The 24,202-nt window shown below is 63.7% G+C and carries 30 protein-coding genes; 17 read left to right on the top strand and 13 right to left on the bottom strand.

The annotated features are described in order from the left end of the window. The first annotated feature begins 66 nt into the window (after positions 1 to 66). From ABWO84_RS05255 to ABWO84_RS05215, 9 genes are all read left to right on the top strand, one after another. The gene (locus ABWO84_RS05255) at positions 67 to 2,040 is read left to right on the top strand and encodes a DNA primase family protein (RefSeq protein ID WP_353113276.1); all 1,974 of its coding nucleotides are present in this window, start codon (positions 67 to 69) and stop codon (positions 2,038 to 2,040) included. Then, a complete protein-coding gene (locus ABWO84_RS05250) occupies positions 2,040 to 2,432 on the top strand; it encodes a hypothetical protein (RefSeq protein ID WP_353113274.1) in 393 nt (130 codons plus the stop codon). The genes ABWO84_RS05255 and ABWO84_RS05250 overlap by 1 nt, the downstream gene beginning before the upstream one ends. Then, the gene (locus ABWO84_RS05245; RefSeq protein ID WP_353113272.1) at positions 2,416 to 2,787 is read left to right on the top strand and encodes a P-loop NTPase family protein; all 372 of its coding nucleotides are present in this window, start codon (positions 2,416 to 2,418) and stop codon (positions 2,785 to 2,787) included. The genes ABWO84_RS05250 and ABWO84_RS05245 overlap by 17 nt, the downstream gene beginning before the upstream one ends. Positions 2,788 to 2,789: 2 nt before the next feature. Continuing rightward, on the top strand, positions 2,790 to 3,995 hold the full coding sequence (locus ABWO84_RS05240) for a DUF2637 domain-containing protein (RefSeq protein ID WP_353113270.1): 1,206 nt from the start codon (positions 2,790 to 2,792) through the stop codon (positions 3,993 to 3,995). Between the two features lie 37 nt (positions 3,996 to 4,032). Continuing rightward, on the top strand, positions 4,033 to 4,374 hold the full coding sequence (locus ABWO84_RS05235; RefSeq protein WP_353113268.1) for a hypothetical protein: 342 nt from the start codon (positions 4,033 to 4,035) through the stop codon (positions 4,372 to 4,374). Between the two features lie 718 nt (positions 4,375 to 5,092). Beyond that, on the top strand, positions 5,093 to 5,665 hold the full coding sequence (mobC, locus tag ABWO84_RS05230; RefSeq protein WP_353113266.1) for a plasmid mobilization relaxosome protein MobC: 573 nt from the start codon (positions 5,093 to 5,095) through the stop codon (positions 5,663 to 5,665). After that, on the top strand, positions 5,662 to 8,076 hold the full coding sequence (locus ABWO84_RS05225) for a hypothetical protein (RefSeq protein WP_353113264.1): 2,415 nt from the start codon (positions 5,662 to 5,664) through the stop codon (positions 8,074 to 8,076). Before mobC ends, ABWO84_RS05225 begins: the two co-directional genes overlap by 4 nt. 18 nt (positions 8,077 to 8,094) lie before the next feature. After that, positions 8,095 to 8,313: a hypothetical protein gene (locus tag ABWO84_RS05220; protein ID WP_353113262.1), complete on the top strand. Its 219-nt coding sequence runs from the start codon at positions 8,095 to 8,097 to the stop codon at positions 8,311 to 8,313. A gap of 41 nt (positions 8,314 to 8,354) precedes the next feature. Further along, positions 8,355 to 9,143: a hypothetical protein gene (locus ABWO84_RS05215; RefSeq protein ID WP_353113260.1), complete on the top strand. Its 789-nt coding sequence runs from the start codon at positions 8,355 to 8,357 to the stop codon at positions 9,141 to 9,143. A 70-nt stretch (positions 9,144 to 9,213) separates the two neighbouring features. Here the strand turns inward: ABWO84_RS05215 and ABWO84_RS05210 are convergent, their stop codons facing one another. Both ABWO84_RS05210 and ABWO84_RS05205 read right to left on the bottom strand, forming a co-directional pair. Then, a complete protein-coding gene (locus ABWO84_RS05210) occupies positions 9,214 to 10,665 on the bottom strand; it encodes a type IV secretory system conjugative DNA transfer family protein (protein WP_353113258.1) in 1,452 nt (483 codons plus the stop codon). Positions 10,666 to 10,741: 76 nt separating this feature from the next. Beyond that, the gene (locus ABWO84_RS05205) at positions 10,742 to 10,996 is read right to left on the bottom strand and encodes a hypothetical protein (protein ID WP_353113256.1); all 255 of its coding nucleotides are present in this window, start codon (positions 10,994 to 10,996) and stop codon (positions 10,742 to 10,744) included. A 147-nt stretch (positions 10,997 to 11,143) separates the two neighbouring features. On the opposite strand from ABWO84_RS05205, the gene ABWO84_RS05200 reads away from it, so the two are divergent. From ABWO84_RS05200 to ABWO84_RS05180, 5 genes are read left to right on the top strand one after another with little or no spacing between them, the layout of a single operon-like run. Further along, on the top strand, positions 11,144 to 11,323 hold the full coding sequence (locus ABWO84_RS05200; protein WP_353113254.1) for a hypothetical protein: 180 nt from the start codon (positions 11,144 to 11,146) through the stop codon (positions 11,321 to 11,323). Further along, complete coding sequence (locus tag ABWO84_RS05195) at positions 11,320 to 12,117, top strand: hypothetical protein (protein ID WP_353113252.1); 798 nt, start codon at positions 11,320 to 11,322, stop codon at positions 12,115 to 12,117. Before ABWO84_RS05200 ends, ABWO84_RS05195 begins: the two co-directional genes overlap by 4 nt. A gap of 27 nt (positions 12,118 to 12,144) precedes the next feature. After that, complete coding sequence (locus tag ABWO84_RS05190) at positions 12,145 to 12,720, top strand: hypothetical protein (protein WP_353113250.1); 576 nt, start codon at positions 12,145 to 12,147, stop codon at positions 12,718 to 12,720. Further along, entirely contained in the window at positions 12,717 to 13,634 is a 918-nt protein-coding gene (locus tag ABWO84_RS05185) for a hypothetical protein (protein WP_353113248.1), read from the top strand. Before ABWO84_RS05190 ends, ABWO84_RS05185 begins: the two co-directional genes overlap by 4 nt. A gap of 35 nt (positions 13,635 to 13,669) precedes the next feature. Further along, a complete protein-coding gene (locus ABWO84_RS05180) occupies positions 13,670 to 14,467 on the top strand; it encodes a hypothetical protein (protein WP_353113246.1) in 798 nt (265 codons plus the stop codon). 88 nt (positions 14,468 to 14,555) lie between these two features. Here ABWO84_RS05180 and ABWO84_RS05175 read toward each other — a convergent pair whose 3' ends face one another. From ABWO84_RS05175 to ABWO84_RS05155, 5 genes are all read right to left on the bottom strand, one after another. Further along, complete coding sequence (locus ABWO84_RS05175; RefSeq protein ID WP_353113244.1) at positions 14,556 to 15,047, bottom strand: hypothetical protein; 492 nt, start codon at positions 15,045 to 15,047, stop codon at positions 14,556 to 14,558. A gap of 264 nt (positions 15,048 to 15,311) precedes the next feature. Then, the gene (locus ABWO84_RS05170; protein WP_353113242.1) at positions 15,312 to 15,518 is read right to left on the bottom strand and encodes a hypothetical protein; all 207 of its coding nucleotides are present in this window, start codon (positions 15,516 to 15,518) and stop codon (positions 15,312 to 15,314) included. A gap of 130 nt (positions 15,519 to 15,648) precedes the next feature. Beyond that, complete coding sequence (locus ABWO84_RS05165; RefSeq protein ID WP_353113240.1) at positions 15,649 to 16,539, bottom strand: hypothetical protein; 891 nt, start codon at positions 16,537 to 16,539, stop codon at positions 15,649 to 15,651. A gap of 31 nt (positions 16,540 to 16,570) precedes the next feature. After that, positions 16,571 to 17,374: a hypothetical protein gene (locus ABWO84_RS05160; protein ID WP_353113238.1), complete on the bottom strand. Its 804-nt coding sequence runs from the start codon at positions 17,372 to 17,374 to the stop codon at positions 16,571 to 16,573. Between the two features lie 57 nt (positions 17,375 to 17,431). Beyond that, complete coding sequence (locus ABWO84_RS05155) at positions 17,432 to 18,472, bottom strand: tyrosine-type recombinase/integrase (RefSeq protein ID WP_353113236.1); 1,041 nt, start codon at positions 18,470 to 18,472, stop codon at positions 17,432 to 17,434. A 99-nt stretch (positions 18,473 to 18,571) separates the two neighbouring features. Between ABWO84_RS05155 and ABWO84_RS05150 the strand changes: the two genes are divergently transcribed. The 3 genes from ABWO84_RS05150 to ABWO84_RS05140 are packed head-to-tail and all read left to right on the top strand — an operon-like array spanning position 18,572 to position 19,288. Next, positions 18,572 to 18,823, top strand: a complete 252-nt coding sequence (locus tag ABWO84_RS05150) for a helix-turn-helix domain-containing protein (protein WP_353113234.1) — start codon at positions 18,572 to 18,574, stop codon at positions 18,821 to 18,823. 10 nt (positions 18,824 to 18,833) lie between these two features. Next, complete coding sequence (locus tag ABWO84_RS05145) at positions 18,834 to 19,001, top strand: hypothetical protein (RefSeq protein ID WP_353113232.1); 168 nt, start codon at positions 18,834 to 18,836, stop codon at positions 18,999 to 19,001. Positions 19,002 to 19,039: 38 nt separating this feature from the next. After that, complete coding sequence (locus tag ABWO84_RS05140) at positions 19,040 to 19,288, top strand: hypothetical protein (protein ID WP_353113230.1); 249 nt, start codon at positions 19,040 to 19,042, stop codon at positions 19,286 to 19,288. Between the two features lie 4 nt (positions 19,289 to 19,292). Here the strand turns inward: ABWO84_RS05140 and ABWO84_RS05135 are convergent, their stop codons facing one another. From ABWO84_RS05135 to ABWO84_RS05110, 6 genes are read right to left on the bottom strand one after another with little or no spacing between them, the layout of a single operon-like run. Continuing rightward, positions 19,293 to 20,105: a GIY-YIG nuclease family protein gene (locus tag ABWO84_RS05135; RefSeq protein WP_353113228.1), complete on the bottom strand. Its 813-nt coding sequence runs from the start codon at positions 20,103 to 20,105 to the stop codon at positions 19,293 to 19,295. 19 nt (positions 20,106 to 20,124) lie between these two features. After that, entirely contained in the window at positions 20,125 to 20,478 is a 354-nt protein-coding gene (locus tag ABWO84_RS05130; protein ID WP_353113226.1) for a hypothetical protein, read from the bottom strand. A gap of 46 nt (positions 20,479 to 20,524) precedes the next feature. Then, positions 20,525 to 21,391 carry a hypothetical protein gene (locus ABWO84_RS05125; RefSeq protein WP_353113224.1) on the bottom strand — a complete coding sequence of 289 codons (867 nt, stop codon included), beginning with the start codon at positions 21,389 to 21,391 and terminating at the stop codon, positions 20,525 to 20,527. A 9-nt stretch (positions 21,392 to 21,400) separates the two neighbouring features. Continuing rightward, entirely contained in the window at positions 21,401 to 21,862 is a 462-nt protein-coding gene (locus ABWO84_RS05120; protein WP_353113222.1) for a very short patch repair endonuclease, read from the bottom strand. Between the two features lie 2 nt (positions 21,863 to 21,864). Beyond that, complete coding sequence (locus ABWO84_RS05115) at positions 21,865 to 22,710, bottom strand: endonuclease (RefSeq protein ID WP_353113220.1); 846 nt, start codon at positions 22,708 to 22,710, stop codon at positions 21,865 to 21,867. 1 nt (position 22,711) lies between these two features. Then, positions 22,712 to 24,010 carry a DNA cytosine methyltransferase gene (locus ABWO84_RS05110; RefSeq protein ID WP_353113218.1) on the bottom strand — a complete coding sequence of 433 codons (1,299 nt, stop codon included), beginning with the start codon at positions 24,008 to 24,010 and terminating at the stop codon, positions 22,712 to 22,714. Positions 24,011 to 24,202 lie beyond the last annotated feature (192 nt).

Raw genomic sequence — 24,202 nt, 5'->3', positions numbered from 1 at the left:
CCCCCGGCGAACCGGGGGCTTCTTAAAACTCAGGCCGGTTGCAGCCGGTGACTGAAAAGAAAGGACGTGAAAACCTTCATGTCTATCGTACCCGAAAACCAGCATAATCTCGACGCCGATAGCGTCGATGATGACCTTATTCCTGAATTCGACGGTGAAGCCGCGGATGCATTCTTCGGCACCGGCAAGTCGGATGATTCGGAAGCCACTCAGGCCAAGGCCTCTGGCCTCACCGCAACGCAGGTCGTGCTCCACGAGCTGCAGCTGTACTTCGACAGTCAGCGTGACGGCATGGTGGCAGCTTCACACAACGAGATCATCGCCCGCTGTACCCGGGCGTACCTCGCGGCACTCGACGTTGAGAACCCGCCCGCGCCAAACATGCTCGAGCAGCAGCTGCTCGACATCACCAACGCGACCATCAAGCAGGAGAACCAGAAGATCGCCAAGGAGGATGGACGCGCCGGTCGACTCCGACAGCTGACCTACTGGCAGGTCGCCCAGGTACTCCTCAAGCTGCACCACGTCGTGCGAATCGCACCCAGCAGTGCGAACACCGACCGCGAGTACGACGTGCTCGGATTTTACGTCAACGAGGGATCTGACAACGGAACTTACAGCACGAGCGAGGATGACGTTCGCACCGTGGCCCGCAGGTACAACACCGCGCTCACGCTGAACGAGTTCAAGGAAGTTCTGGCTGTGCTCCGTGAAGACGCACCTCGCGTGCACAAGTGCTCGCACCCCGACCTCGTAGCTGTCAACAACGGCGTCGTGTTCTACGGCGTGACAGACGCTGAGATCGAGGTCGGAGGAAAGCAGTTCTCGTTCAACGCGAAGCGGCTGCATCCGTTCGATCCGGCAATGATCTTCACGTCCAAGGCGCGTGTCGACTATGTCGAAGACGCACCGGAGCAGATCATCACCCACCCTGACACTGGCGAGAAGTGGGACGTTGTCTCGTGGGTCAATGACCTCTCGGATGATGAGGGCGTACCGGAGCTCCTGTGGGAGATCCTCGGTGCGATCGTGAGACCGCATGTGCGCTGGAACAAGTCGGCTTGGTTCTACTCCGATCGTGGCAACAACGGCAAGGGTACGCTCTGCTCGCTCGCTCGTGATCTTCTTGGCGGGGCGTCTGCAAGCATTCCACTGGCGTTGTTCAACAAGAACTTCGCGCTCGAGCCCTTGCTGCACTCGAACGCCATCATCGTCGACGAGAACCCTGTGGGCTCGTTCATCGACCAGGCTGCTGAGCTCAAGGCTGTTGTGACCGGAGACCTGATCCAGATCGACCGCAAGCACCGTACGCCGGTGGCATTCCAGTTCTCGGGCTTCGTGATTCAGTGCCTGAACGATCTCCCGCGCGCCAAGGACAAGTCCGACTCGTTCTATCGCCGGCAGCTGTTCGTGCCGTTCAAGAAGTGGTTTGGCGGCGGCGCAGAGAAGAAGTACATCAAGGGTGACTATCTCAAGCGCCGCGAGGTGCTCGAGTACGCCCTCTGGTACGTCATCAACCGCGCAGGTGCGGCGACGCCCGGCAATTACTACGAGTTGTCAGAGCCGCCAGCAACAAAGGCCCTCGGCGAGGAGTACAAGGAAGCGAACGACCCAGTGCTCACGTTCTGGAACGAGTTCCGCGAGGAATTCGAGTGGGACCTTCTGCCGTTCGTATTCCTCTACGACTTGTACAAGAGCTGGTTCCAGCAGATGTCGCCGAATGGCAAGTGCTTGAGTTCACAGGTGTTCATCGGTGATCTGATGACGGTCCTGCGCGACGACAACACGTGGGAGTGCCCCGACAAGACCGCGAAGCAGCGCCCAGGACAGCGGATGTCTCGCGGCGAGCCGTTGATCGCCGAGTACAACCTCGACCAGTGGAAGGACCCGACCTACACGGGCAAGGATCGCCACCTGATCGGCCGTCCGTTGCTCAAGGCTGCGTATCGCGGCGTGCAGCGCCGCCCGAACGCACCTGCGGCAGGTACCTGGGTTGCCGTTACCACCCCCACCGACACCGAGCACGAAGGAGCCCTCTGATGTGGGGCTGGAAGAAGATGCGTACGCCGGATCCCGCCACCAAGATCGACCAGCGGGCTGTGCGCGCAATTGATCGCGACATCGACACCTATGAGGGCTTCCTTGAGGAAGACCTCCAGATGTTGCGATTGGCGCAGCTGGCCTGGTCGATCGACGCTGATGATCCCGCTGTCGCAGACGCACTGGTCGAGGTGATCGAGTCCCAGGAATCCAACGTCACGCGCAACGAGGCTCGAATTGAGGCGTTGAAGCGCATGCGTTGCTTGGCGACAGATCCCGAGATCTCCCGTCGCCTCAGCGATGACGCAGCGTTCGACCAGCTGATCGAAGAGGCCACACAGAGCACCACGACCGATGATGAAGAGGAGCCAGACGATGCTCACCACCCCTGACACCTACACCCGTCTGAGTTGCTGGGCTGCTGGATCGCTCACCGACACGGCTGCTGTCGAACTGCTCGGCAGCGCTCTCGGCGGCCGGCTGCTCAATGGCCCGTGGATCCGCCACGACGAGCACGGCAACGCCTGGTTCGACCCGCAGAGCGCTGTTGCTGACTCTGGCTACCTCAGCGGCGGTGAACGTCGCGTGCTCGCCATTGCGGCAAGCCTCATCGCTCCTGACTCCCCCGTCGACCTCGGCGACGCGATCACCGGCATCGACTCTGACACCGCGCAGCACGTCCTGCACACCCTGGCCCTCGCGGCTGGGCTCCCCACCCCTGACACCACTACCGACGAGGAGCACTGATCATGCGAAAGAAGAAGGGCGAGTCAGATCTGACTCTGAAGCCGAAGAACCCAGTCTGGGTGCTGCTGGTCGTTCTCGTCTCGGTGCTCATCGCGGTCGCGTTTGCCGCGTCGTTTTGGGCCATGTACGAGATGGCGCTTCTCGCTGGTACTCATCCGGGGCTCGCGTGGTGGCTTCCGGTGCTCATCGACGGCACGATCATCGTGACGATCTTCGGTGGTGCCGAGATGAGCAAGCGGAGCGGCAAGAACAAGTGGTTCGTTTGGCTCGTGTTCGGCTTCTGCACCGTCATGTCGATGGTCTTGAACGGCATCCACTCGGGGATCAACCACGATCCTGACTCGGGCTTCGCCCCGGGATTCACCGTCATCATCGGCATGCTCCCGCCGACGTTGATGCTCATGCTGACTCGCGTGCTGGAACTCGCGACGATCGGTGCGTCACAGTCAAGCGACGCAGCTGACGGTGCTGAAGCAGTCACCAGTCTCGACGTCGAAGCGGCTGGTCCAGCGCACGCTGACTCGGTCACGTCACTTCGTGACGCTGACCTTGTGACTGACCTCGCGACCGCAGCTCGTGCTGATGCAGTCATCGATGGGGTGACGCAGCCCCAGTCAAGTCAAGCGGTTTCGCATCACGACGTGACTGACCACATCACCAGCAACCCCGTCATTGACGAGACGTCAGTGTCATCGGCGCTGACTGATTCGCGTGACTTCACCCGTGACTTCGGCGGAATCACGCCGAAGTCAGGCTCAGTCATGAGTCCCGCAGTCATCGAGTCACACGCTGATGACTCGGGCTCTTCGCCTCACGTGACTGACGCAGAACTGATGACGAACGTCAGTCATGACGGTGACGGCGTGACTCTGCTGCCTCACGAAGCGCCCGTGACTGAAGCCCCTCTCGCAGTCATGACTCCGCCCGACCAGGCCGGCCGTCACAGTCACGAGGCTGAGGATGACGTCGCTGCAGCTCCCGCCGTCATGACCTCGGTACCTCGCCTTCACGCAGTCATCACCATCCCTGATGACGCTGAGGGTCAGGTGACCTGGATTGCCAGCCGCGCTCGAGCAGGTCACGACGTCACGAAGAAGACGCTGCTGCAGGTGTTCGCTGACGCTGGCTTGGACGTCAGCGACAGCACGATGCAGCGCCGCCTGCGTGCCGCCAAGGATCTCGATCCCGAGGCATTCGCTGCAGCCTGACCGACTCCCTATCCCACCACTGACAAGGAGAACCCTGATGACAGTCAACCCGTTTGACACCCCGACGTTCACGGAATGGATGCTGACCCACCATCCCGACATCGTCGCCGACTACCACTGCGAGATCATCGAGGCGAGCGCTGGGGTGGTGGCCTCAATCGCTCGCTCTGGAGGTCTCACCCCAGCGGATGACACCAGCGCACCCGTGCCGTTCCCCAGCGACTACGACGCGCAGATCGACTGGATCATCGCGGAGTACCGCGCAGGCCGGAAGATCAGCGTGGGCGAGCTGATGCTGCTCGGACACATGGCCCGTCGCACCGCCTACAAGCGTCTGGAAGTTGCGCGTGAACGCGATCCCGACGCATTCGCCGCCTGACACTCCCCTCCCTCCACCACCTGACATGAACCCCGGTCGCCTCGCGGCCGGGGTTCCTTCGTTGTGCTGCACCGACATCGCCGTTGCGCTCCTGGCTCCTTGCTTCGCGGCGTCACTGGCGTCGCTCCACGGCAACACCTGACGGCCCCCGCCTGGCTCCTTGCTCCTTGCTGCGCGGCGTCACGGCGTCGCTGGCGTTGGGGACCAGCAACAGCGGTGCGGCTGAGCCCTCACTCCTGGCTCCTTGTTCCTTGCTTCGCGGCGTCACTGGCGTCGCGGCGTCGGGAGGGCAACAGATCGTGAAACGCGATACTGGGTCGCACCTGCAGCACCCAGTATCGCGTCGCCGAAACGGGTCGAACTCGATACTGGCTTTCGCCCAGTATCGCGCCTTCCAGCACCGTGCTCGAGGGTGGAACTCGATACTGGAAACTACCCAGTATCGCGTCGGCTGAGCACCATCGTTGGTGGTCAGAACCACGCCTCAAGGGGTGAGCGTGCGGAGCACGCGAGGGGCTTCGCCCCTGGTCCGAACGACGAGCTTGCGAGGAGTGAGGCAAGCAGCCTGACAATCCCGCGAAGCGGGGCCCGAAGGGCTTGTTAACTTGTCAGACTGCTTGCCGTACTGCACTTTGTGTGGGAGAATTGCTACATCCCGACGACAGTTTCACTGTCTATATGACATGTAGGTGAACTGTGCGTTGGGAGGTGCTGTGTCATGGACGCAGCGAATGGTCGCGATTTCGGAGCTGGCAATCACGCCACCTCGTCGCAGCCCCAGCGGGCCGCGAAGGTCGACACGAAGCGCGCTGCTGTGGTCGGCGTCTCGTTCAAGTCGCACGAGCTCGCAGAGCTTGATCGCCAGCGTGATGCCCTCGGTGGGATCCCCCGCTCCAGCGCTCTGAAGCTGCTGTGGGAGCACGCCGGCGACGCCGCCGCGCAAGCGGCCAAGGAGCAGGCCGCCGAGGCGGCCCAGCAACAGGCTGCAGCGGCAGCCGTTGCCACTTCGTCGCAGCCGCTCATCGACTCGCTCGATGCAGCGACGAAGGCGTGGAATGATCGTGCGCACCAGCGTCGGATGATCGGTGCGAACGTCAACCAGATCACTCGCTACGCGAACACGTTGCGACTCATCGACACAGACATCGTCGATCAGCAGACGCTCGGCGACCTCGTCGCAGCGCTGCAGGGCATCGAGCGCCGGCTGGATCATCAGGCGGCATTGGAGCAGGTCGACGAGTACATCGTCATCGATGCACGCGCCATCATCGATCAGATTGAACGCGCGTGAGTACCGTCACGAAGGGCGGCATCGTCCGCACTGTACTTTCCGGTCGCTCGGCGATCGGGCTCTTGGCGTATGAGCGGAACCTCAAGGAGGGTCAGGAACCTCCCCTCTTCTCTGCATCCCGCCACTGCTCTGGCTCCTTCTCGATGCAGGTCCGAGAGTGGCAGGCGACGCGCGAGAAGCACGGCACCGACGGTGCCGTGCGCGCGGCGCGTGGTCGGAACGAGACGGTGGATCCCGAGACCGGGCTGCACGCCAACGGGCAGTTCGGTGACACGGTCGAGTACTTCGACGGCAAGCGCAACCGCACTCGTCCTGTGCGCGCCGGCGAGATGCCGACGCACCTCTACATCCCGCCGGCGGCGCTCACGGAGAAGCAGTCGGAGGCCGTGCACACGATCTATGCCGCCGGCATCGACTCCGTGAACCCCGAGAGCATCGAGGACTGCGAGCGGTTCTTCAAGGCCGTGCAGGCCGAGCGTGAGGAGCTCTACGCCGGGCTGCAGGAGAAGCTGTGGCTCGAGCGGAATGGCGAGTCTGGTCTTGTCCACGTGCACGTCGCATCGAACGCCACGATCTATCGCGACTTCACGCTCAACGGCGTGGAGTACAAGGCCGGTCAGAAGATGGCCGGCGACCTCACCAAGGTCAACGAAGTGCGCGGCCGTGGCGACCAGTTCCTGGACGAGCACCCCGAGCTCGGGTTCTCACAGCGCCTCGCTCGGGTTGGGTCACAGGAGTACTCCGACGCGCAGAAGCGCGACGGGCAGAAGTCGTACTGGGAGAAGCAGCGCGGTAAGGAGTCGAACCAAGACCGAGCTCGCCGCGAGATCTACGCGGCACTCGTCTCGGGCAGCGTTAGCGACCGCGACACATTCATTGCGGAGCTTGCGGCGCACGACGTGAAGGTCGTCGAGACGGGCCTGCGCCGCGGCAAGCCCGGTAAGAATCACGACTACAGCTACCTCGTCGGAGATGCCAAGCAGGGCATCCGAGGCACGACGCTCGGCGTCGAGTACAGCTACAACGCTGTCGGCGCGCAGCTCGACCTCAAGGCGCTCGGTCAGGAGATCGAGATGCCGGCGGGCAAGCAGCACGTCGGCGAGGCGAAGCCGCTGCCGTTTGAGGAGCGGCCGCTGTCGGACGCCGAACAGGCTGAGTATGACGAGATGGTTGGTGACGTCCAGGAGCTTGCACGTCAGGAACGCGAGGCGCAGGGCATCACCGTCGAGCAAGTCCAGGTGCAGCAACCAGTGACGCAGCAGCAGCCTGAGCCGGAGGCTGCGCCGAAACTCTCGGTCGAGGAGCAGATCGCAGCAGTGAAGGGCGACTACTCGCGGTTCGACATGGACATGTCGTGGATGGATGAGCACCGGCCGAAGCGGAATGCTCCGGCCGCAGCCGAGGTCGAAGAGCCCGCAGCTGTCGAGACAGCGCCGGTGGAGACGCTGAAGGCGCATCAGCCGGATCCGAAGATCGCCGCTGATGCACTGATGGCTGCCGCATGGGACGAGCACCCGGAGGAGATGGGCGAGCTCGAGGCCGGCATCATCGCCGAGCTGCGCGCAGTGGATCCCGAGATTGACCAAAAGGTCGCCGAGATCAAGGCAGACACTCGCCTCCGGACGCGCGCGTTCAATGGCGAGCTCAGCGCTGACATCAAGGCGGCTCGTGAGTCGCTGCAGGAGCGTGCCGAGCAGGCGCGTCAGGTCCGTGAGCAACAGCAGGCTGCTACACCCGAGCAGGACGCTTCTGCGCAGCAGAGCAACGGCACCGCCGAGGCTGAGTCGAAGACCGAGGCACGCGCTAATGACGCTGAGGCTCCGACGCCGCAGGCGAAGCGCCGCGAGCGTCAGCTCAAGCCGGGCCTGGACCGAGATGGTCGCGGCAAGGGTGTCGAACTCATCGCGGTCGTCATCGAGCGCCAGGATGGCGGCGCGCACGTGGACTACCAACTCGCCGCAGCGGATCCTGCCGCAAAGGACCAGGTGGGCCTGCACCTGTACGCCGAGGAACAAACGCGCCGGAACGCGAACGGGAGTGAGCGCACGATCACGCGGCGTGATCGTCAGCTGAAGCGCGCTGAGTATGAGCAGCTCAAGCTCGCTGCCGGCGACAACTCGGTAGAGAACGGCAAGTACAAGATCTACGGTCTGCGCGGCAACCTGCAGCGGTCGCTGAAAGACAACGGCTACACCGTGCCTCCGAACAGCTACCAGGGCTCGACACTGCCGAAGGTCCAGCCAGACGTGCTGCATCAGCAGCGCGTAGCGGAGAACAGTGCACGTGAGGACTCCGCAGCGGCGCACGAGGCCCTCAAGGCTCGTGTCAAGCAGTCCGCGGCTGAGATGCGCGAAGTCAACCAGCAGAACCGAGACCGTTCCATGTCGCACGACAGCGGCATGGGGATGTGACGAGAGGAGGTGACCATCATGACTGACTACACGCGCCGCATCGAGATGCTGGAGCGGCACGCGCGAGAGATCCGTGCGTTCGCGGATGAGCGCGAGGCTACCGCCATCGCGCGCATGAGCCCGCGCAGCCGCCCGTTCTGGGACACGATGCACGACGTCGAGCAGATGCGGCGGAAGGCCTCGGGGCTTGCTCGCGAGGCCATCCAGCTGCGGATCAAGTCGAAGCGCGCGGCTTAGCCCCCACCACCGATACCACCACCACCGAGAGGACCAAGATCATGGCCGACAAGAACATCGACACCGAGCGCTCCGAGCAGATGATGCGGTTGCTTGCCGACAAGGGCGAGGCCGCAGTGCGGCAGCGCTACGGCGAGCACGCGCTCAAGAGCGCCGAGTACCAGCAGGCGAAGCGGAACCTCGCAGCCCGCCAGGCGAACGCGCGCGGTCGCTACGATCAGGCGATGGCCGAGTCCGAGGGACAGGGAATGTCACAGCGTCGCGAGGCTGAGCTGGGTCAGGACCGGCAGGAGCGCGCTGAACAGCAGGCGCGGGAGCAGCAGGCACAGGAACAGCAGCAGGTCGACGAGCAGGCGCAGCAGCAGCGCCAGGAGGAGGCTCAGCAGGCTGAGCAGCAGGAAGCCGAGCAGGCCGAGGCTCAGGAGCAGGCTCAGGCCGCCGAACAGGCTGAGACGCAGGAGCAGGAGCAGCACCAGTCCCAGGGACAGGAGCGGCAGACGCCGAAGGCTCACCAGACTCAGAGCCAGAGTCAGGATCAGGCAGCATCCGCACCCGCTGCACAGAACAGCCAGCAGCGGTCGGGCAACGCGCAGGATGGTCAGCAGCGCCAGGGCGGTGCGCAGAGCACTGAGCAGCCCCACCAGCGTGCCCCGCGCCAGGCGCAGGCCGCGAGCGACAATAGCGCCGGCTCTAGCTCTGGCTCCGCGAAGCAGGCTGAGATGCGGGCGCGCATGGCTGCGGCTCGTGCTGACATCCGTGCGACGAACGCACACGTTCGTGCTCGTGCTCAGCAGCAGAGCCAGAACCAGAGCTCCGGCATGAGCATGTAGCTCACGCTGTACGCACGATAAAGGGGTGGGCTCCAGCTCGGCTGGACCCCACCCCTTTATCGTGCCCGCGCTACGCGGCGCGCAGGTTCGTCGCGTCGATGTCGGGGAGGTCGACGAGGATGCCGGGGCCACCATCGGTGAGCAACCTAGCCTGGCCGCGGCGACGTGGCAGCAGCTCTGCGGCTGTCTGCGCCTCGACGCGATCGTGCGCGTGCGAGACGTTCCCGACATTGTCGACGGACGACGTCGAGCGCTCCTCTTCGCCGGTGCTCCACGCTGCAGCCTCGAGCAGTTCCTTCTCCGCACCGCCGACACCGGGCATCAGCAGGTACGCCGGGAAGTTGTCGCGCAGCACCTTCATCTGCGCGCTCCCCCAACGAGGCTCGAACTGACTCGACGACTGGAGGCCCACGAGCAGACGGATTCCGAGACCACGGGCCTCGCCGACGATCTGCGGGAGGGCAGGAAGCGGCGCGCCGTTCGCGAGCTCGTCGAGCACCAGGAGCAACGGCTCGAGCTGGCCGACACGCTTACGCCAGTGGGTGATGCTCTGCATGATCACGGCGGTTGCAGCAGGCGCAGCCGAGCCGTCGAACGGCGCGACGATGTAGAGCGTCGCACCCCGCGCTTCGAGCATGCTCGGGTGGAACGGCGTACCGGTGCCGTCGCCAGCCACCGCTTCCATCGCCCACGGCGTAAGCGCCATCATGCAGTTGATGCCGATGCTGTCACGCTGCTTCGGGTCCATCTTCTTAGCTGCTCGCAGCGCCTGTGCGTGGCGGGAGCCAAGCAACCCGTTCGCGCGGAAGTAGGCCGAGTCCCAGTTCGGCGAGTCCATGTCCTCGTCGGCTTCAGCAGCAGCCGAGGCATTGATGTCGTCTCCGATGTCGAGCGTCGCATCCTGCGCCCAGAGCACGCCACCGCCCCACACCGGGTCGCCGTCGGGGTCCTCGAAGTTCGGCAGCCAGCCGCCAGCGCGCAGGAACGCCGCAAGGGGCCTGGTCGCGAGCGCCTTCCACTGGGCGCTGTCATCGCTCGAGTTGCCAGTGCCGCCAGCGCCGAGCGTGCCCACGGCGTGCAGCAGGCTCGCCATGTTCATCGCGTTGTCGTCGGTGTCGGCGAACGCGCAGGGGTCGGAGATCACGCGAGTGACGGGCACGTTCTTCAGCTCCGACTCGCGGACCTCGCCGGAGAGATCGAGCAGGTAGACCGGCCCGTTCTTCGCGCGCTGGCGGATCGTCAGCTCCGCGAGGTCGCCCTTCGACGCCATGACGATCGCCGGGCGGTCGCCCCACATCACCGCAGCAGGCGCGAGCACCGAGCGGGTCTTGGACGAACCGGTCTTGCCAACGACAGCGAGGTGCGGAGCGCTCAGCGCCAACTCCCCCGCCTGCTTGCCCGCGTTGGTGTTCATGCGGCTGCCGTCGTCTGCGGGCTGGTTCTCTGCGACAAGGCCGGCGTACGGCAGATCAGAGCGTGCTTGTGGGGCTGCAGGAGCCGCCTTCTTCTTGATGAGGGACATGACAGTCCTCGCTTTCGGAGTTCGTCGTTCACGAGGCATCGGGGATCCGTGCCTCGGTGTACGCCGTTCGTGGCGATTACGCCCCGTCAGTTTCGGGGTCGGCAGCCGTGCTGCCTTCGGGTCTCTTGGGCCGCCCTGCTCCGGGGCGGTAGCCGCCGTGAGCTACTTCAGGTGCTGCGGCGGCAATGCGATCGGCGAGCTGGGGATCAGCGTCAGCGCTCCGGATCGCGGCGCGGACCCAGCGCGAACGCGACAGGTCAGCGTCTTTGGCCAGCCGCGTGAGCGCGGCGGCGTCGGGATTCGGAATGTCGATCTGCATGTAATTAATCATGTCACGATACTTGATTATATTCAAGACTCGTGACATGATTATTTGTACCGGAGCAATCCTTGATCGCTCGCAATCGCACTTGTTTCCATCCAGGTGCCTGCGCGAGCGTGCGAGCTCCCGGGTACCGCACCTGAAGGGCAGTACCCAATGGGCGTCTTCGCATTCAAGGCCATCGGCCTCTTCGTCGTGATCCTCGTGATCTTCATCCTCGGCTTCGTCGCCGGTGGCGCGTTCGCTAGCGGCATGGCTGTTGAACAGTTCCAGTCGTGCCTCCCCGCGGTCGACATCGCAGCGCTTGAGCCGTGCATGGACGGGGCTGCATCATGATCGCGCAGCGCTGGGAGAAGGAGCGCGGCGTCTGGGTGCTGCACCGGTCGAGGCCGGGTACGAGCGCACGTCGTCGCGCAGAGCTCCTCAAGCAGCGCGCCAGCCGCATCAGTCGTGCTGGCGTCACGGGCGTCGCCGAGTCGGCACGCCATGAGGACATCACCCCCTCGCTGTTCCGTCGCATGCTCGCGACGAACGACGGGGCGAAGGAACAGATGGCGAGGCTCATCTGGGTGCCGCTGATTTTCCTCATGATCGGTCTCGCTGTCGGTCCTGCGATGCTCCTCGCCGCGGCGATCTACGCAGGACTGTGGTGGCACTCCCCCAAGATCGGCCGACTCTGGGACTGGCCTTGGTACATCGCCGGCGGCGTTGTCGCCACGGTGCTGTTCCTCGTGGGCACGTTCATGGAGGCTACGCCGACCTTCACGCAGATCTGGGGATGGATTCAGCTGCCGCTCGGGCTGCTGTTCGTGGGGCTCCACATCCAGCGTTGCGGCTGGGCGGCAGTCCGGCCTCTTGCGGGCGCTGGCAAGACGGGGCCGAAGAAGAACGCCGACGGCTCGTTCAAGCGCATCGCTGACGAAGACGTCGTGCAGCTCACCCCCTTCACCGATGACTCGTCGGAGAAGTACCGGGACGCACCGGCTGCACCCATTGCGCCAGTCGTTCCCTCGATCCCCCTCGGCGTGCTCGCCCCTGAGCCCGACACCGACCCCGACGAGCCGGACGACGAGGACTGGCCCATCTTCGACGATGACGAGCTCTTCGACGAGCCCGAGACCACCAACTAGACCCCTCACACCTCCAAGGAGCACACCATGACTGACACCACCACACCCCAGCCGACACCCGACGAGCAGCCGCAGCCAGAGAAGCCGCGGGTGCAGATGCCGACGGTGATCGAGAACCACATCAAGGTCGGCGACGGCCGCGCGTGGAGCATCCTCGTGACGCTCCTCCTCGTCGCGGGTGTCACCGTCCTCGCGTACCAGCTGTCGCTCTCCGGCCTCGCTGATCTCGCGGCATCGGCCATCACGTTCTTCGTCTTCACGCTCGTCAAGAGCATGTTCAGTGCGGGCATTCTCCGGATGCCCGAGGCTGAGGCCGGCGAAGACGACTTCGCGTTCACGAAGAGCGCGCTGCGGAAGATCAGCGACGAGTTCAAGCTCGCCATCGCGAAGTCGAGCCTGCTGCGGCTGGTGCTCATCTCTGCGGCAATCACAGCGCTGTTCCTGCTCGCACGTATGGCTGCAGGAGCACTCATCGGGCTCATGACGTCGATGTGGATCGCCATCGGCTTCGGCCTCATCCTCGGCGCGCTCATCGTCGCGCAGGACCAGATCCTCGCTTGGGCCCGCAAGGCGTGGGTCAAGAAGCAGAACCGCACCGCGTGAACGACACAGGAGACAACACCATGCTGATGCAGAACCCCACGAAGAAGATCGCCACCGGCACTGCAGTGCTCGCTGCTGCGGCGCTCACGCTCACCGGCTGCAGCCTGTTCCAGGCGGCCGAGCTCGACGTCAGTAAGGGTGCGTACGTGCACGCCCCTGCTGGCGACACCGCCGAGCTGTTCACGCTCACCGTCGACGGCTCGGACGTCGAAGTCACGCGCCTTGCATGCGACTCCGGCGCAAGCGCTATTGATCCGCGCGACACCGCGTTCGGCACCCTCGGAGAGGTCGCCGACGGCGCTGCACCGCTGAAGTGGCTTGAGCCCGGCGCGTTCGGCTCTGACAAGAAGGCGAAGCTCGAGGTGCTCTCGGACGGCGACATGCTGAAGATCGGCAAGTCGACGTTCTTCGCGAGCGAGGGCAGCCAGGGCGCGGCGCTGACCAAGCAGTTCGGCGACGACTGCAAGGCCGGCCCTGCGGAGGCTGACGACTCGAGCAAGCCGGGCAGCGGCGACGATAACCCCGACGACGCGACGAAGAGCAACCAGGTCAGCCTCGCGCCTGAGGCGGGTACGCAGTACCTCACCGCGGTGTCGGGCTTCTCGCCGCTTCTCGAGAGCTGGGTCGTCGACCAGGCCGCTGGCGTCGCGAGCTACACCCGTTACAGCTGCACCGGCGCAGTGGATTCCACGGGCACCGGTGCAATCGTCGAGGACGCCAAGGGCTACCAGATCACCTGGGACGGCGAGCCACCGCTGCTCTACGTCAAGGGCCAAACCGACACCCTCAACGTCACCGAGCGCTCGCTCCAGGCAGGAGGCCAGGTCGCGACCGCTGACGTGAACGCCGAGATGGCGAAGTTCACCGAGCTCTGCGGCAAGGCAGGCAAGGACGTCGCCGACTTCGTCTTCTGACGAACGCGACCCGAGACACGAGAGACAGGATGATCATGAACACGAAGAAGATCGCACAGGCGGTTGCCGCGGTTGCGGGCCTTACGCTCGCACTCACGGCTTGCACGGCAGCCGACATGGCGAAGATGAACGATGCCAAGGGCAAGTCGATCTCGACGAGCGAGACGAAGCCCAAGACTGAGACCGAGACTGGCACCGGCACACAGCCCGGCGCAGGCAGCGGCGCTGAGTCCGACAGTGACGACACCGCGATCGTCTACGACTTCGAGATGGCGAAGTCGCCCGACGGGATCTTCTCCTCGCAGGGCCTGCCGTTCAAGGTGCAGCCGAGCAAGGAGCTGCTCGCGGCGGTGCCCGACGGCAAGAAGCTCGCGGTCACGTCGTACACCGTCGAGACCACGCGCTACCCCACCGACGTCTGCCGCGTCGATGTCGGTGTGAAGTATGCCGAGGGCGGCCTCGAGGCCCTCAAGACGGCACCGGCCGAGCTGATCGAGAACACCGAGGCTGCAGCCGTCGTGTACCACCTCCTGGGTGACACCCTCAAGGCTCCGGAGCTGGCCACCGTCAAGCAGCTGCCGAGTGATGACGAGATCCAGGAGTACCGCACCTACATCACCGACGACTTCTCGAAGCTCACCTACGTCCGCTACTGCAGCAAGCGCGCGAACGACGACCTCGTGAGCGTCCGATTCCCGTACACCGAGCCTGAGGCCGGCGCGAGGTACTTCGCTCGTGCCGACATCACGGTGATGGGCAGCTCGGCCATGGTGATCGGCAAGACCGAGGCTGGACTCACGCCCGCCGGCAAGTGGGTGAAGGTCAGCGAGTAGACAGCGCCGGGTCACGAGACAGAAAGACACAGCCCCGCCCCAGCATCTGCTGGGGCGGGGCTGTTTGCATTGCGACGAGTAGAACTTGTTAGCCCTGTTCGTTCATGAGCTTGACGATCTCCGGCGCGACCTGGAAGCCAAGTGCCTGCTGGTAGCCGGAGACATCATCACGATAGACCGGCTCCATCGGCAGCGCGGCCGACTCCGGGAGGTCATCCTCGGCGACCATCCTCGCGACGGCCTTCCGGAACGGAGTCGTCCAGTTGTTCAGGCGTCGGTCCTGGTCGTAGCCAGCCAGCGCGTAGAGATCGCCACGGGAAATGTAGCCGTCCTGCTGTAGCGCCTGGTCGAAGGCAGCGAGTTGCACATCCTTGCGGCCAACCGCAAGCTCGCGGCGCAGCTGCTCGACATGATCGAGCGTCCAGCCGGTTGAGACGGCGTTGCGCCAATCGGGAAGCTCGACGTCCACGTGATCGGTGAGCTCCTGGTCAGCGGTGCGCAGGTCGGCGACAACCTGAGTGAGGTAGCCGACGGCTTCCGGGGACAGGCCAGAGATGTCGAAGGTAATCGTGTCGGTCATGATGTGAGAGCCTTTCGGTAGGTTCCTCCTGGCTCGCCGCTCGGTTCCAACGAAGACGAGCCAGGAGGAGCTGTTACCGGTGTTACACCGGATTACACATGACTATAGCGCGTTAACTGGACATTGCATACGCTAATGAGGTGAATCTTTCTCCCGCCTGTCACAGATTCTCACCCAGCCGACGCGCGGCGCAGGCCACGGGCAGAAGACAACAGCCCCGCCCCAGCAGATGCTGGGGCGGGGCTGTTGGTACGTAGAGAGCGATTAGCGAGCGAGCATAGCGCGGCGCTCGGCGACTACCCAGCGGATCGCAGCGACGACGCACACGACGCCGATGACAGCAAGTGCTGCGGGGAGAGCGAGAGCCAGGCCAGTCCACTGACGAGCAGCGAACTCGACGGCGACGAGAGCCGAGATGCCGAAGGCCATCGCTGCGTAGACGAACAGCATGAGTGCGGGGAACTTCTGCATGGCTTCTTCTCCTGGGATCTTGCTGGCGCGTGTGCGTGCCGGCGGCTCTGCTTCTTCACAGCAACTTCCGGCGCGGCTCTGCTGCGCCAACTCATTGGGAGATTCTGGCGTCCTAAAACCGACGGATCCGTCAGCCCGTGTACCCGATCACATCGCGGCGCACGACATCGATCACATCGGCTGGAATCTCGTCGACTGCAAGGCGATAGATGGTGTTCAACCGAGGGTTGAACACTGCGATGTGCGTCTGCGTCGCGAACTTCGGGAGGCCCGATGCCTTGCCCATCAGGAAGTACATCAGCAGTTGCAGCGTGTGGTCCTTCGTCGGCTTCGAGACCGACACCTTGAAGTCCCAGACAGTGTCGGCCGTGAGGAAGTCGCCATCGCCACCGTCGACGAGGTCCGTGTAGCCACCGCGCTCGCCAGCCGCGTACTGCTCTTCGCTCATGAACAGGAAGGTGTCGTCGACGACCGGGCCGCGTTCGTCGAACAGTCGACGGGCGCGCTCGACCATCGTCAGGATGTGACTCACCGTAACCTCGTCAGGTGCTCGCTCCGACGACTCGGGATTGTACATGAAGGTATTGCCACGCAAGCCCATGTCGTACGTCGAGAGCTTGCAGACGATGCGCACGGCTTCTTCGTCGATCACGAACCGCGCGGTGCCGTCGGGCTCTTCGACGACGCGCAACTCGTATGCAGCCTCAGCTGCGAGGACCTTCGCCGGAGGATAGACGCCGAGGTCCGTGATGCGCTCGGCACCCATCAGCGACGCCTGGAAGATGTCACGCACGTAGCCGATCGCTTCCTCCCCTTCGGCGATGCGCACGAGGTCTAACCTCGCGAGGTAGTCCACTGCCATACCGACAACGGACGCGTGAAGGTTCTCCTGCTTCTGATCCAGCGCCCCAAGACCGTCGTCGAGTTGCGTGACCTTCAGCAAGTTCGGGTTCACGAACCCGCCCCGCGGCTGCTTGACCTCGCTGTTGTACTGGGTGACTCGCTGCACGACTGTGACCATGGCACCACCATATTGGCTTGTGTCGAGCGAGTCAGAGCGAGGCGTAGTACCGCTGATACGCGAGCATCTTCGCGTGTAGGTCGTCGCCGAGCTCACCGAGCTTCTCCGACAACGCCATCCGTCGCTTGTACTCGGCCTGCGAAACCCAGTATCTGAGCTTCGTGCTGTAGAACTCACCCTGTTCGTCCGAATCGGCTATGTCCACGAACAGGTGAAGCCATTCCGAGGCGGCCTCTGCCAGGGTGTTGAGCTGCTCGCCCAGCTCGGAATCGTGAGCTCGCCGCTTGAGCGGCAGCTTCGAGAGGTCCTCAATCTGCGTGACCAGACGTCTCGGAATCTGGAGCGCGAAGAAGCTGACGAGTTCGGTGAGCGTGGCTTCATCTGACGCGTACGCATATATTCGCTGAGCAAGCTCGCGATCTTGCTCGCTGAGCGGAACCTTCGCTGCGGTCCTCTCGGCATCGCGATGCGCCTGTAGCTCCGCGTTTGCCGCCTGAGCCGCCTTCACGGCGACGGCAGTTTCCGAGCGTTGCCGGCCGATAGCCACCTCTGCGTCGGTGGTTACCTTGTCGATCGCTGCACGGTGCGCGTCAGCTACTTCTTGCGCGCGGGTGGCCGCGGCCGCTACTTCACCTTTCACAGCCTCAAGCCGCGCGGAGAGGTAGACGACCAGCAGAACCAGCAACCCCACCGCGAGCCAGAGCGCCCACGCGGCATTCTCGCTAATCCAGGTTCCGTATTGAAGCACCGGAGCGAAGATCGTCACGACCGACGCAAGCACCCCGCCGATGACAAGGACTCGGTTGAACGCGAGCTTTGGACTCTTCGAGGACATGGCCCGAGACTACTGGCGAGAGCGGGCTGCCCTTAGCCGACATTTCGATGGCGGCCACTACTCGCCCGCAACATCCTCGACTGGCAGGTATCGACTGGTGTTTTCCACGCCTTCGAGTCGCTTCGCTCGCTCCCGACGGTCGTAGCCGGCCGTCGTCTTCGGATCGACGTGGCCGAGCACCTTGCTGGCGGTCGACAGATCCGTCCCCGACTCCAGCAGATTGCCCGTGAACGTACGACGCAGGTCGTGCGGTGCGACATGGAGACCGAAGCGGCGTGCGACGACCTGCGCGACGGTCTGTGTCGAGAGCCGACGGTCGACCACAACCTGTCGCGGCTTCGTCCGTGTCATAGGCGCGAGGAGCGGGCCGGGGTGGTCGCCGCGAGCCTTCAGCCACGTTCGGATGGCGAGGCGCACGTTGGCCGAGAGCGGCACATCGCGCACGACGTTGCCCTTGCCGCGCACCGTCACGTACTCGTGATGCTCGGACAGGTGATCCAGGTCGATGCCCACAGCCTCATCGCGTCGCAGGCCGGCCCCAAGCAACAGCGCGATCAGAGCTGTGTCACGGCGTGCAGTGAGTGACGGATCCTGCGCGAGCTCATGAAGCACCCGCTTCACCTCAGTCTCAGAGACATGACCGCGAGACTGCTTCTCTTCGTCGCGAGGGAGCTTCTCAGGTACCACGGCGTTGAGCAGGGGTGTCGCACGATCATGCGTGAGCATTCCCGCCTTGAGCGACTCACGGATGACCGAGCGGACCGAGTCGCGCATCGCATTGCGACTCGCGGCGGAGTTCTTCCACGCCAGCTTGATGCCGGCATCGAGCGCCTCGAACACCTCGACGGGAAGAGCAGTCCAGTCTTGCTGCCACACCTGCGTCGGATCGGTGATCCGCGAGTCGGTCGTCATGACGACACGGGCGAGACGTTCAAGACGCAGGCGTGCGGTCGCCTCGGAGCTCCGAGCAACAGCTCGGGCGACAGAGCGATGCACGAGCGTCGGCATGGGCTGCTGTGCGTCTTCGACGGCAGCAGCGACGAGTGCAGCGGGGACCTTCGGGGGTGTTGCGGGTGGACGGTACAGCTCAATATCCATACCTCGACTCTATCAAAACGTATGTGCGATAAGGTACATTATCGCGATACGTTTTGAGCTCTGTATATGGAGGGCACAAGTACCAGCGATACTTGAGTCATGGCTCGCACACCCTCCCCTGCTGCAGCGCTCGTCGGCACGAATATCCGCGAGCTGCGCCAGCAGCGCAGCTACTCCCCCGATGACCTGGCGTCGATGACCAAGATCGACAGCTCGAACATCAGGGCGTACGAAGCAGGCCGGTCGCTGATCGGCCTCCACTCATTGGTGAAGGTCGCCACAGCGCTGGGCGTCGAGCCTGGCAGGCTCCTGGACGGGCTCGAGCTATCGATGTTCGAGAAGCAGAGCTAGGGTCGGCAACATGGGTGAGCAGCCGAGCGACGACGAGTACCGCACGTGTTCAACGTGCGGCCGCGACTGCAAGCCTGACGTGAGCATCACCTCCGACGAACACGGGGTGCGCATCGCCTTCGTCTGCCCGGAACACGGCGTGCAGAGCATCGTCGATCCGTTTGCGGATCAGCGATAGCAGCTCAGAATGTCCATCGTGGATGACACGATGAAGGCATGACCGCTCGTACAACCGTTGTGCTGCACCACCTCTACCGTCGGCCTGGCGATCTGCTGCCCTACTGCGGAGCTGTTCCGGGCCCCGACGCACTCACGGGCGACTGGCATACGGGGCACGACCGGGAGTTGCTGCTGGAGTGCCTGAAGTTCGGTCTCGTGTGCTGTGTCGCGTGTGTTTCGCCGGCCGCGTTGACCGACTTCACGCCGTTGATCATGGATGACGGCGAGGGCACGCCGGAGGCGTGACCACCTAGTTCCGATTGAGTCCGGTCTTCCGCGTATTGAGGATCTCCTTGAAGTGACTCTCGGCTTCATCGATCTCCCGAGTCGGTGTCGAGGGATCAAAGACCCGAAGCACTGAGTATCTGAACGTCGTCGGGTCGAGGTTCCTCAGCTCGACGTTGCCGCCGTGGCCGTTGGCAGCGTAGGCGCTCCAGCGCTGGCTGATGCTCTCAGCGCCGTCGGCCTTGCCGACGTATTGTCTGCCATCGCGGGTGTCGGTGATGAGATAGATCCCGACGACTGACGCCAATGCCGCGCGCCACGTGGCATAGCGGTGCTCACGCATGACGGCGATGAGCTTCGGACGATCGAGCACGAGCTTGTCGAAGCCTGGGAAGGCGACAGGCTGCGAGTCGGCAATCTCCATGACCGGATATGTCGCTCCTTTTCGACCGGTGACCCACCAGGAACGCGGTGCATTCCATCTGATGACCAGTCGTCCCCGAAGATCAAGCAGATGATCCGTATCGGCAACAGCGAACGTCCGGCGGGTACCGTCGTTCGACTCTTCGTGGAGATACTCGAGCACAGACCACAGCCTCGCGCGATCGCCGCCCTCCGGGAGGAAGACCACCCACAGCTTCGACGGAGAGCGAGGAAAGCTCCACGGACTCGACGACTGCTCGCGCGTATATTCAAGTATCTCCGCGTGCGTGGAGTCGATGTGAATCCCGGCCCGCCCAGTGTCGTGATGCTCCTTCACATAGGCGTGCCGCATGATCTGGGCTTCGGCTGGGTCGATGCCGGCATGATGCAGGATCGCGTCGAGTGTGAGTGTCAAGGTCGAAGCCTTCGTTGCGTCAGAATTCGTTGCCATTAGCGCTGACGACATACCAGCAGTAGCCGCCCCAGCCGATCGTCACGAACGACTCACCGTCGATCTCCATGGTCGAGACTTCTTCGGCTTCGTCGTCGTCGAAGACGCTGACGATAGACGGCAGATCAGTCGCGTCGTCCCAGCGGAAGCGAACTTCCTCTGGATCGGCATCCGCGTACAGCGCCTCGAAGTTCGACCGAGCCGCTCGCACGTCGTCAGGGCGGAAGTACGGGCATTCCCAACCATTCCAGCGATATTCGGGGAGCAACGCTGAGATGCCCACCCCCAGCGAGTCGAGCGTCACGGTCGCGGGAGCCAGGTCTGCCTTCGTGATCATGTGGCCATTCTCTCAGGCGGCTCGGACGCCGAAGCGGGTAGTTCGTCTATTCAACACCCGGTACGTGCGGCACCAGTTCGAAGACGCCCTCGGCGACTTTCACCAGGGGTGCATTGCGGGTCGCGACGGGTGCGAACTCGACCACCCAGATCACCGATTTGTCCACGACTTTGATCCCAAGCGGGATCACCCCGGATATGTTCATCGTCGCGGACGATGCTCTCACGGCCTGCTCGAGTTCATAGACAGCTCGCGCGATCTGCGGCAAATGGAACTGCTCGGTGCGGCCCTTGACCTCGGCGGACACCAGCCATTGCCCGTCGTCGGCCAGAAGGCTGAACGCAGCATCGCTCTCACCCTTGCCGAGCTTGATGTTGGTCTGCAGGAAGTTGACTTCGTGGACGTTTCTGGGCGGGACATTCCTGGGTGAGCACAGAGCAAAGAACGATGAGACGACGTTCAGCCGATCCGCCACCTGAGCATGCCATGTCTCTCCGGGACGGCCGAGCTCCTTCATAGCCTGGGGCATCGAAAGCGATTGAAGCTTGATCACCGGCAATTGACTGTTGAATACGATGCCGCTGACGTACGCAACCGCCTGACCCGCGGGTACCGGAACGAACATGAACACAGCGCCCTCGCCGTAGCCGATGGCGTCCGCGCCGACGAAACCGAGAGCGAAGACTGCAGGTGGCCAGTAGCGGTTGAGACTTGCATCACCGCCCCGAGTGATGTCCTTCCAGAAATTAGCTCGGTTCCCATCGAGCTTGAGCTTGGCACCCGTAATACGAATCGCTTCGTTGATGTCGTCCATCGTGACGACAGGATCGGTGAGGGTCGCAGTCGCGACGTCGTACTTCCTATGCAGGAATATCCACTCGATGACTTCGGGTTTCGCACTCTTGCGTGGCACGGGCTCAGACTAGCGGGAGGCCTCGTTCTGTCCGTCATCCCGCGCCGCTGCCGGACGACGCCGCGTCACTGCACGTGCCACGATTGAAGCCGCTTCCGCCGGCGAATCATGCTCCCAGAACCGGAGAACCACCCAACCCGCGTCGCGGAGCCGTGAGTCGGTGTCGCGATCCCGCTCGACGTTGCGGCGCAGCTTCTCTGCCCACCACTCCGAGTTGGCCTTCGGTGCGGAGCCGTGTTCAGGACACGCATGCCAGAAGCAGCCATCCACGAAAACGGCGACTTTCGCCGGGCCGAAGACCAGGTCGGCCCTGCGGTTGAGATCCTTCAGTGGGCGAGCATCGACTCGGTAACGAAATCCGGCTGCGTGAAGCACCCGACGCAGGGCAAGCTCAGGCGGAGTGTCGCGCGAGCGCGTGTTCCTCATCCGGCGCGAAACGAGCTCGCTCGAAGGTGCTGGATGAGGTTCCATGGTCAGATGTCGTCGGGGCTGGCCGCGAGATCGTATCCGCGGAGATCCTCGGCTGTGATCTCCTTCGCAGGCACCAGCTTGTAGTGGGCTTCACGACGGACGCGCACCTGGTCATCCTGAAGAGCGAGCTCAAACAAGGCGATGCGGCCGTCAGCAGCGAACTGCGCTGAGACTGGACGGCAGATCATGTCAGGCCACTTCTCAGCGCACACGGCGAGGTCTTGTTCCGTCTGGGTGATCCCGATCTCGTCGCTCCCGCCCTTCGCCTGGACGGGAAGGATGAACTGCCGGCCATGACGATCCACGGCGACATAAACCTCGTCCACCTCAACCTGCCCGACGCCCTTGGCTGTCGTGCGGAGGTGGTTCTGCAGCGAGTACGACGCGACTCCGAGGAAGATGTCGATCAAGCGGTTGTAGCGGACCAGAGCGAGCAGCGCCTGCTCATCGCCGAGTGCCGACGAGGCGATGATCTCCGGCGTCGCATCCGGGATCTTCGTCACGGTTAGCGCCAGATTCGGCTTGATGCGCACCTGGAATGGGATCAGATCGAAGGTGTACTTTGACCGGCCAGTCGACCGGATGACCCACTCCATGCCCTCGGGTGCGGCGTCGAGCATCACCTCAGGGAAGCTCGTCCGATACCGAATCGCGTACACGACGTCGCCCAGGTTCTTGGGGAGGTCGATGCCGAGGGCCGCAGCTGCTTCTTCCAGTTCATCGCGCACCCAAGGGACGTTCGTCGCACCCGGCGTGTAGTGCTTCTCGAAAACCCACCCTGCAAGCTGCTTGTAGCGGTTCTCCTTGGGTGCCTCAACCGGCTCGTCGGACGACAGATCGTCAACCACGTCAGCCGACCTTCCGGTCGCGCTGCGGGATGACGCGTTCTGTAAGCCCGAAGTGTTCGTGCGCCTGTCCGGCCGTCATATACAGAAGGTCCGTCGAGCCGAGTCGCACGGACTTGCTCCCCTTCGTGGGGGTGATGTCGTCTGCGGCGAGAATCGATGCGCCGACGGCGCGACCGAGCCTAGCAGGCACGGAATTGCCGATCTCACGGAACCCGTTCCACTTGGTGACGTGGAAACGGAACCAGTCGGGGTAACCGTGGAGGCGCGCAGCCTCACGAACGGTGATCACGCGCGGCAGCGTCGGGTGGATCGGACGAGGAGCCGTGTACGCGCCCCGGTCGGATGCAGTCCCGGCGCGCAGAGTGTTGCAAATGCCGTCAGGGTGCAGTCGGAGGAACCTGCTGACCGTCTCGGTCGTACCCGGCTCGGCTGCAGCGAAGCGGTCAATGGACTTCTTCGTGTGCACCGTGCGTGCAGACGACGTCAGTCCGCCGGCAATACGAGGGCGACCCCGGGAGAAGTCAGTGGGGTCAGCCTTCGAACCACGCAGACGCGCGGCGTATTCGCTCGCCCGCTTGTACGTGACGTTCTGGACGTTGTCATCGTGCAGGAGCTCTTCGAAGTCGTCGGCGTCAGGAAGATCCCCAAGGGCGTCGCTGACGCTCGGGCCGAGGGGCAGCTTCGGGTTCTGCGGGATCGCACCCTTGATGGTGCGAGGCGTGTGCGTCGCTTCGGGGTAGACGGGCAGCGTCACGTCCTTGCGAGCGCCGAGCAGGATCATGCGACGGCGCGACTGGGGTGAGCCGTAGTCCGCAGCCTGCAGCACCTTCACGGGCGTCACGACGTCGTAGTTCCCGCTTGCCTCGAACATCTCAACGACCTCATCGAGCAGCTGGCGGTGCTTGCCGACCATCAATCCTGCGACGTTCTCCATGAGGAAGTAGCGTGGCTTCAGCTCGAGGACGACCCGCACGAACTCCTTGAGCAGCGCGTTGCGAGGGTCGTCGATGGCGCGACGTCCGATCATCGAAATACCCTGGCACGGCGGGCCTCCGGCAACGAGGTGAACCTCACGGTCACCGATCTCGGAGTTTTCGCGGATGTAGTCACCCGTGATCTTCGACACATCCCGGCAGAAGGTCTTCCCTTGAGGGAAGTTGAACTCGTGTACGGCTGCGTGGATGGGATCGTATTCGACGGCGGCGGCGATTTCGTATCCGGCCTGTTCAAGCCCCAGCGAGAGGCCTCCAGCTCCAGCGAAAAGGTCGACAGCGAGAGGGCGAGTGAGGTCGAGAGCCATGGTTTCGAGGCTACATTTTTCGATCGATGTTCGCCCAATCGACACGCCGCCGGCGGACCTCGATTTCGATCGATGTTCGCCAATCATCGCATAGCCATCGAGGTCAGCGCCACACACCCCTGTTTGTAACTGTCAGCCCGCTCACCGCGGTCAGGTGCGAGAGACCCGAGGCCTTCATCGCGGCGTCGAGCG

It is taken from the genome of Microbacterium sp. (assembly GCF_040394595.1).
Taxonomy (GTDB): domain Bacteria; phylum Actinomycetota; class Actinomycetes; order Actinomycetales; family Microbacteriaceae; genus Microbacterium.
The sequence above is the reverse complement of the archived record's forward strand: the minus strand, read 5'-3'. Positions and strand labels throughout refer to the sequence as shown.

Bases quoted from the DNA above. Each gene is read 5' to 3' on its own strand.
- ABWO84_RS05250 (WP_353113274.1), top strand. From the start codon at position 2,040: ATGTGGGGCTGGAAGAAGATGCGTACGCCGGATCCCGCCACCAAGATC.
- ABWO84_RS05245 (WP_353113272.1), top strand. From the start codon at position 2,416: ATGCTCACCACCCCTGACACCTACACCCGTCTGAGTTGCTGGGCTGCT.
- ABWO84_RS05240 (WP_353113270.1), top strand. From the start codon at position 2,790: ATGCGAAAGAAGAAGGGCGAGTCAGATCTGACTCTGAAGCCGAAGAAC.
- ABWO84_RS05235 (WP_353113268.1), top strand. From the start codon at position 4,033: ATGACAGTCAACCCGTTTGACACCCCGACGTTCACGGAATGGATGCTG.
- mobC (WP_353113266.1), top strand. From the start codon at position 5,093: ATGGACGCAGCGAATGGTCGCGATTTCGGAGCTGGCAATCACGCCACC.
- ABWO84_RS05220 (WP_353113262.1), top strand. From the start codon at position 8,095: ATGACTGACTACACGCGCCGCATCGAGATGCTGGAGCGGCACGCGCGA.
- ABWO84_RS05215 (WP_353113260.1), top strand. From the start codon at position 8,355: ATGGCCGACAAGAACATCGACACCGAGCGCTCCGAGCAGATGATGCGG.
- ABWO84_RS05210 (WP_353113258.1), bottom strand. From the start codon at position 10,665: ATGTCCCTCATCAAGAAGAAGGCGGCTCCTGCAGCCCCACAAGCACGC.
- ABWO84_RS05205 (WP_353113256.1), bottom strand. From the start codon at position 10,996: ATGATTAATTACATGCAGATCGACATTCCGAATCCCGACGCCGCCGCG.
- ABWO84_RS05200 (WP_353113254.1), top strand. From the start codon at position 11,144: ATGGGCGTCTTCGCATTCAAGGCCATCGGCCTCTTCGTCGTGATCCTC.
- ABWO84_RS05195 (WP_353113252.1), top strand. From the start codon at position 11,320: ATGATCGCGCAGCGCTGGGAGAAGGAGCGCGGCGTCTGGGTGCTGCAC.
- ABWO84_RS05190 (WP_353113250.1), top strand. From the start codon at position 12,145: ATGACTGACACCACCACACCCCAGCCGACACCCGACGAGCAGCCGCAG.
- ABWO84_RS05180 (WP_353113246.1), top strand. From the start codon at position 13,670: ATGAACACGAAGAAGATCGCACAGGCGGTTGCCGCGGTTGCGGGCCTT.
- ABWO84_RS05175 (WP_353113244.1), bottom strand. From the start codon at position 15,047: ATGACCGACACGATTACCTTCGACATCTCTGGCCTGTCCCCGGAAGCC.
- ABWO84_RS05170 (WP_353113242.1), bottom strand. From the start codon at position 15,518: ATGCAGAAGTTCCCCGCACTCATGCTGTTCGTCTACGCAGCGATGGCC.
- ABWO84_RS05165 (WP_353113240.1), bottom strand. From the start codon at position 16,539: ATGGTCACAGTCGTGCAGCGAGTCACCCAGTACAACAGCGAGGTCAAG.
- ABWO84_RS05160 (WP_353113238.1), bottom strand. From the start codon at position 17,374: ATGTCCTCGAAGAGTCCAAAGCTCGCGTTCAACCGAGTCCTTGTCATC.
- ABWO84_RS05155 (WP_353113236.1), bottom strand. From the start codon at position 18,472: ATGGATATTGAGCTGTACCGTCCACCCGCAACACCCCCGAAGGTCCCC.
- ABWO84_RS05150 (WP_353113234.1), top strand. From the start codon at position 18,572: ATGGCTCGCACACCCTCCCCTGCTGCAGCGCTCGTCGGCACGAATATC.
- ABWO84_RS05145 (WP_353113232.1), top strand. From the start codon at position 18,834: ATGGGTGAGCAGCCGAGCGACGACGAGTACCGCACGTGTTCAACGTGC.
- ABWO84_RS05140 (WP_353113230.1), top strand. From the start codon at position 19,040: ATGACCGCTCGTACAACCGTTGTGCTGCACCACCTCTACCGTCGGCCT.
- ABWO84_RS05130 (WP_353113226.1), bottom strand. From the start codon at position 20,478: ATGATCACGAAGGCAGACCTGGCTCCCGCGACCGTGACGCTCGACTCG.
- ABWO84_RS05120 (WP_353113222.1), bottom strand. From the start codon at position 21,862: ATGGAACCTCATCCAGCACCTTCGAGCGAGCTCGTTTCGCGCCGGATG.
- ABWO84_RS05110 (WP_353113218.1), bottom strand. From the start codon at position 24,010: ATGGCTCTCGACCTCACTCGCCCTCTCGCTGTCGACCTTTTCGCTGGA.